This window comes from Streptomyces lushanensis (assembly GCF_001700515.1).
Classification (GTDB): domain Bacteria; phylum Actinomycetota; class Actinomycetes; order Streptomycetales; family Streptomycetaceae; genus Streptomyces; species Streptomyces lushanensis.
This window is the reverse complement of record NZ_MAUD01000427.1, coordinates 1-6,011: the sequence shown is the minus strand read 5'-3', so window position 1 is coordinate 6,011 and position 6,011 is coordinate 1. Positions and strand designations below refer to the sequence as shown.

General features: G+C 69.7%; 6 protein-coding genes. 4 read left to right on the top strand and 2 right to left on the bottom strand.

The genetic code is table 11. The features are described from left to right. Together BFF77_RS28600 and BFF77_RS28595 are read left to right on the top strand one after the other, a co-directional pair. Positions 1–926, top strand: a 926-nt coding sequence (locus BFF77_RS28600) for an RDD family protein (RefSeq protein WP_107422277.1), incomplete at its 5' end; no start/stop codon positions are given. 85 nt (positions 927–1,011) lie between these two features. After that, entirely contained in the window at positions 1,012–1,767 is a 756-nt protein-coding gene (locus BFF77_RS28595; protein WP_066955528.1) for an RDD family protein, read from the top strand. Here the strand turns inward: BFF77_RS28595 and BFF77_RS28590 are convergent. Beyond that, on the bottom strand, positions 1,753–2,040 hold the full coding sequence (locus tag BFF77_RS28590; protein WP_066955525.1) for a hypothetical protein: 288 nt from the start codon (positions 2,038–2,040) through the stop codon (positions 1,753–1,755). The genes BFF77_RS28595 and BFF77_RS28590 overlap by 15 nt on opposite strands. Positions 2,041–2,459: 419 nt before the next feature. Here BFF77_RS28590 and BFF77_RS28585 point away from each other — a divergent pair, with 419 nt between their 5' ends. Together BFF77_RS28585 and BFF77_RS28580 are read left to right on the top strand one after the other, a co-directional pair. Next, entirely contained in the window at positions 2,460–4,871 is a 2,412-nt protein-coding gene (locus tag BFF77_RS28585; RefSeq protein WP_107422276.1) for an immune inhibitor A domain-containing protein, read from the top strand. Positions 4,872–5,005: 134 nt separating this feature from the next. Continuing rightward, entirely contained in the window at positions 5,006–5,344 is a 339-nt protein-coding gene (locus BFF77_RS28580) for a hypothetical protein (RefSeq protein WP_066955519.1), read from the top strand. Here BFF77_RS28580 and BFF77_RS28575 read toward each other — a convergent pair. Then, a complete protein-coding gene (locus BFF77_RS28575) occupies positions 5,341–5,967 on the bottom strand; it encodes a nicotinamidase (protein ID WP_066955516.1) in 627 nt (208 codons plus the stop codon). The genes BFF77_RS28580 and BFF77_RS28575 overlap by 4 nt on opposite strands. Positions 5,968–6,011 lie beyond the last annotated feature (44 nt).

The following is a 6,011-nucleotide window of genomic DNA, read 5'->3' as shown; positions in this document are numbered from 1 at the left end:
GTACTGGACGCGCCCTGCTTCAGCGCGCGGATCGCCATCGTGCCCTCGGCCTGGCCCGTCCTGCCCGCCGCGCCCTGCGTGCCGCCCGGCGGGCCAAGGACGACGACGCCGGCGCGGCGGGCAGGACGGGCCAGGCCGAGGGCACGATGGCGATCCGCGCGCTGAAGCAGGGCGCGTCCAGTACGGGCACGGCACTGCCCGCGCGCCGTCAGCCCGCCCCCTACTCCCCGCCGCAGCCGGCGCCCGGTCAGATCGGCACACCACAGCCCCCCGCCGCACCCGCCGCACCGGTGTCCTCCGGGGCCGGCGGTGGCGCAGCCTCCTGGGCCCAGCAGGTCCACCAGCTTGCCCAGCCCATGACGCCCGGCGGCCCCGACCAGCCGGTCGTGCCCTGGAAGCCGCCGGTCGACGACCCGTTCCTCCAGGCCGCGCGGGCCCAGGCGGCGGCCAGGCCCGCCGGACTGGCCAAGCGGTTCGTGGCCCGGCTGATCGACTCCGTCGTCCTCGGCGTGCTCGTCGGAGCCGCCACCCTGCCCCTCCAGTCCCGGGCACGTACGCACATCGACGCCAAGATCGCGGCGGCCGAACGGACCGGTGAGACCGTCACGGTCTGGCTGATCGACGCCACGACGGCCGGTTGTCTCGGGGCCGCGCTGGTCGCGCTGCTGGTCCTCGGCGTGCTGTACGAAGCGCTGCCGACCGCCAAATGGGGGCGGACGCTGGGCAAGAAGCTCTGCGGACTCGAAGTGCGGGACATAGAGTCGCACGAGGCCCCGGGCTTCGGCGCCGCGCTGCGCCGCTGGCTCGTCTACGGCGTGCTCGCGGTGCTCGTGGTGGGTGTCGTCAATGTGCTGTGGTGTCTGGTCGACCGGCCCTGGCGGCAGTGCTGGCACGACAAGGCGGCCCGTACCTTCGTGGCGGGCTGACCCCCGCGGACCGGGCCCTTCCCGGACTGCTCCGAACGGCGGGTGATCCGTTGCGGGCCTCTTTCCCGCGCGGTGCACTGCCCCCATGAGCAACGATCAGCCGCCGCCCGGCCAGTCACCCGACGACGACCCGTTCCTGAAGAGACCACAGGGACCGCCGCCGTCGGAAGGCACACCGGGGGGCCCGTCGCCGGAAGGCCCGCCGCCCGGTTCGCCGTACAGCGCCCCCTACGGCGCTCCCTACGGCGGCGACAGCGGTCGGCCCCCGGAATCCCCGTACGACCAGGACCGGAACGCCTACGGCGGGGACCCGTTCAGCGGTACGGACCCGCTCGCCGGAATGCCACCGCTCGCGCCCTTCGGCAGACGGCTCGTGGCGCGGATCATCGACGCCCTGATCATTTTCATTCCGCTGGCCATTCTGTCCGGTTTCTTCGGAAACTGGCACGCGCAGGCGAACAGCAGCAATTGGGGCGACTTCACCAACCAGGTGAATACGGGAACACAGTGGCTCTGGTCGGTCATCTCCGTCGTGGCGTACGTCGGCTACGACACCCTGATGACCAGGAAAACCGGGCAGACCCTCGGTAAACGGTGGATGAAGCTGCGGGTCGCGATGCTCAACAACGGTGCGGTGCCCGACACCGGCAGCGCGCTGCTGCGCGCGGTCGTGCTCTGGCTGCCGGCCCTGCTCTGCTGTCTGGTCGTCTGGTGGGCCGTCATCATCCTGAGCATCCTGGTCAGCAGGCCCTACCGGCAGGGCCTGCACGACAAGGCGGCCAGGACGGTCGTGGTGGCGGCGACGGAGCAGCGGCCCGGCCGGAGCTCAGCGGCGCAGTGAGGGCTGCACCCGTGTCTCCCCGCCCCTGCGCACGCGCGCGGCGGGCGCCTCGGCCCGCGCGGATCCGGTGGTGGCGGCGGAACGCGCCGCCGCCCCGGCCCGGCCGGACCCGGGCACGACGAGCGTGACCAGCAGACCCAGGGCGAGCGCGGCGATCCCCGTCACCACGACACCGGCGCCGCTGGTGAGGCCGGAGACGAGCAGTATGACGACCGTGGAGCAGACGACGGTGGCGGAACCATAGGCGAGCTGTGCGGCAGTCGGACGCGGCATGGCGGAATCCGTCCTCGGAGCATCGGGTTCGGGGGTGTCTCGCGCATTTCGCATGGAGTCGCAAGCGGGGGTGGCGGTTGCGAATGGCTCGTACTCTCCATCGACTCTACGACGGGGGATGCCCGGGAGGAACAGGTAGTAAGCGTGACCTAACGCACGGTGTCGCGGCACAGGGGGCGCATCGAGTCACACCGTCCGTCAAAGGGCTTGAATTGTGCGTCTGTTGTCCGATTTTCTCCCTGTCCGGGCGGCTCCGGAAGCGGAACCCGGACCGTCGTATAGTGCAGTTGACCAGTGCAAGTCAAGGTCTGTCTTTTCTTCCTTAACTCCGGTCGAATGTCGTCACTTATGACGCAGACGCGCGCGGATCCCTCACTCCCGGTCCGCGGATCGCGTGCGCCGGGGAGGAAAAGCATCAAGTGATCAGAAACCGACGGGCGAGAAGAATGTCCGCGGTGGTGGTGGCTCTGGCCGCGACCGCCGCGACGGCTTCGGCCTTCACCACGGCCCAGGCCGAGGACAACCCCGCATCCGGCCCCGCGGGAATCGAGCGCCGTGACCCGGCGCCCCAGAAGGGGCAGGTCGAACACGACCTGGAAGGCCCGTTCAGCAAGCAGCAGTCACAGGAGCGTGAGGCCGCGCTCGAACAGGTCATCTCCGGCGAGGCCAAGGTCGAGAAGCGCGGCGGCTCCAGCGTCGTGAAGCTCGGCGGCAAGAAGTACGTCGAGCTGGGCCGCGAGAAGACCGACAAGATCTTCACCATCCTGGTGGAGTTCAGCGACACGGTCGACAACACCACGATGTACGACCCGGACGGGGCCGGCCCGCGGCCGCCCGTCGTCAAGTACGGCGGCACGCCCGGCCCGCAGCACAACGAGATAGCCGAGCCGAACCGCGCGGTGGACAACTCCACCGCCTGGCAGGCCGACTACAACCAGGCCCACTTCCAGGACCTGTACTTCGGTACGGGCACCGACGCGGACGGGCAGCCCAAGGACTCGCTGAAGACCTACTACGAGAAGACGTCCTCCGGGCGCTACTCGGTCGACGGCACGGTCTCCGACTGGGTCAAGGTCCCGTACAACGAGGCCCGTTACGGCTCGAACTACTGCGGCAGCACCACCTGCTCCACCGCCTGGGACGCCGTGCGTGACGGCGTCACCGCCTGGACCGCGGACCAGAAGGCGAAGGGGAAGACGGACGCGCAGATCAAGACCGAGCTGTCCGCGTACGACCAGTGGGACCGTTACGACTTCGACGGTGACGGCAACTTCAACGAGCCCGACGGGTACATCGACCACTTCCAGGTCGTCCACGCGGGCGAGGACGAGTCGGCCGGCGGCGGCGCCGAGGGCACCAACGCCCTGTGGGCGCACCGCTGGTACGCGTACGGCACCAGCGCCGGCACCACCGGCCCGGCGAACAACAAGTCGGGCGGTACCCAGATCGGCACGTCCGGCATCTGGGTCGGCGACTACACCATGCAGCCGGAGAACGGCGGACTCGGGGTCTTCGCCCACGAGTACGGCCACGACCTGGGCCTGCCCGACCTGTACGACACCGCGGGCGGCGACAACTCCACCGCCTTCTGGACGCTGATGTCGTCGGGTTCCTGGCTCGGCAAGGGCGAGGACGCGATCGGCGACCTGCCGGGCGACATGACCGCCTGGGACAAGCTCCAGCTCGGCTGGCTCGACTACGAGCAGGCCACGGCCGCGACCAAGTCCGACCACCGGCTGGGCGTCTCGGCGTACAACACCAAGAACCCGCAGGCGCTCATCGTCGACCTGCCCAAGAAGCTCAAGACCACGACTGTCGTGAAGCCCGCCCAGGGCTCCAAGCAGTGGTGGAGCGACATGGGTGACGACCTCAGGAACACCCTCACCCGTCCGGTCGACCTGACCGGCAAGTCCTCGGCTTCGCTGGAGCTCCAGGGCTGGTGGGACATCGAGGCCGAGTACGACTACCTCTACACCGAGGTCTCGACCGACGGCGGCGCCAACTGGACGGTGCTCGACGGTACGGCCGACGGCCGGCCGCTTCCCCGTGACGCGGCCGACAAGCCGTCGCTGACCGGTGTCTCGGGCACCAACAAGCACCTCGTCTACCCGCTGGACGCCTACGCGGGCAAGAAGTTCGACCTGCGCTTCCGCTACCAGACGGACGGCGGAGTGGCCCCGAAGGGCTTCACCGCGGACGCGATCACCCTGACCGCGGACGGCGCGACGGTCTTCTCCGACAATGCCGAGGGCGACGACGCGGGCTGGACCGCGAACGGCTTCTCGCGCATCGGTGAGGGCTTCACGCAGGAGTACGAGCAGTTCTACATCGCCGAGAACCGTCAGTACGTCTCGTACGACCGCACCCTCAAGGTCGGCCCGTACAACTTCGGTTTCAACGCGCCGTACGACAACCAGGTCGAGCACTACGCGTACCAGAACGGTCTGCTCATCTGGCTGTGGGACACCTCGCAGAAGGACAACAACACCAGCGCCCACCCGGGTGAGGGTCTGGTCCTGCCCATCGACGCGCACGCCACCCCGCTGCGGTGGGCGGACGGCACGCTGATGCGCAGCCGTATCCAGGCGTACGACTCGACCTTCGGTCTGGCCCGTACGTCCGCTCTGACGCTGCACAAGGCGAACGTCCCGACCCAGGTTCCCTCGCTGCCCGCGGCCACCGTCTTCGACGACCGCAAGGGCACGTACTGGTACGCGGACAACCCGCTCTCCAGCGTCAAGGTTTCCGACACCAACACCAAGATCACCGTCGTCAGTGAGTCGCCGGAAGGCCAGACGATCCGGGTCAAGGTTGCTCCTTCCGACAAGTAACCGGAAGTAACAGCAGGTCAAAGCATGATCGGCCGTCGCCCTCTAGCGGGCGGCGGCCGATCGTGTTTAGGTGCGTCCTACAGTTCTCTTATTGACGTGGTGTCTCACGGGGGATCGCGGGGGAGAGGAAGGACATGGCAGCCGGAGGCTTCAGCAAGCTCCCGAACGGCACGGTGGTGGTGGCACTGACCCTGCCCAGCCCGGCGGCCGAGGGCGGTACGGTACGCGTCCTCGTGCACGCGGCCAACCGCGCCCGAGCCCTGACCAGACTGCGGAATCTGGGGCTGCGCGCGGTGTATCTGCGGGGCAACGCGGCGCCGCCGACACCGGACGAGATCACCGCGGTGCTGCACCACCCGGACGGCCTGCTGTGGCGTACGACGCCGGAGTGCCGCGAACAGCTCTGGCAGCCGATACGAGCCCTCCTGCGCCCGCCCCCGGGTCCGGCGAGCGCGGGATACCCGGTTTACTAGGCCGTTCCGGCGGGTGGCGTCAGGCGGGCCGTGACCACCGGCCTGCCGGTCAGCTCCACGCCCGCCGCCCGCATCTCCTCCAGCGCCCGCTCCGTGGTCTCGACGGCCACGCCCGCCGTCAGGTCGAGCAGCACACGCGTGGCGAAGCCCTCACGGGCCGCGTCCAGCGCCGTCGCCCGGACGCAGTGGTCCGTGGCGATACCGACCACGTCGACGTCCGTGACCCCACGCGCCCTGAGCCAGTCCGCGAGCCCGGCACCGTTCTCGTCGAGTCCTTCGAAACCGCTGTACGCGCCCGTGTACGCGCCCTTGTCGAAGACCGCGTCGACCGCGCCGGAGGCGACGGCCGGAGCGAAATTGGGATGGAAGCCCGCGCCCTCCGTGCCCGCCACACAGTGCGGCGGCCAGGTGGTGACGAAGTCGGGGCTCTGCGGCGGCCGGGCGAAGTGGGCGCCCGGGTCGATGTGGTGGTCCCGGGTGGCGACCACATGCCGGTAGCCGGCGGTGGCCTGGCCGATCAGATCGGTGACGGCGGCGGCGACCTCGGAGCCTCCCGTCACCGCCAGACTGCCGCCCTCACAGAAGTCGTTCTGTACGTCCACGACGAGCAACACGCGGTGCATGACGGTCATCCTTCGGCGGAAGTGCGGGCGATCGGAGGGCGGGG

Excerpts from the sequence above, each read along its gene's own strand:
- BFF77_RS28595 (WP_066955528.1), top strand. The coding sequence starts at position 1,012 with ATGAGCAACGATCAGCCGCCGCCCGGCCAGTCACCCGACGACGACCCG.
- BFF77_RS28590 (WP_066955525.1), bottom strand. The coding sequence starts at position 2,040 with ATGCCGCGTCCGACTGCCGCACAGCTCGCCTATGGTTCCGCCACCGTC.
- BFF77_RS28580 (WP_066955519.1), top strand. The coding sequence starts at position 5,006 with ATGGCAGCCGGAGGCTTCAGCAAGCTCCCGAACGGCACGGTGGTGGTG.
- BFF77_RS28575 (WP_066955516.1), bottom strand. The coding sequence starts at position 5,967 with ATGCACCGCGTGTTGCTCGTCGTGGACGTACAGAACGACTTCTGTGAG.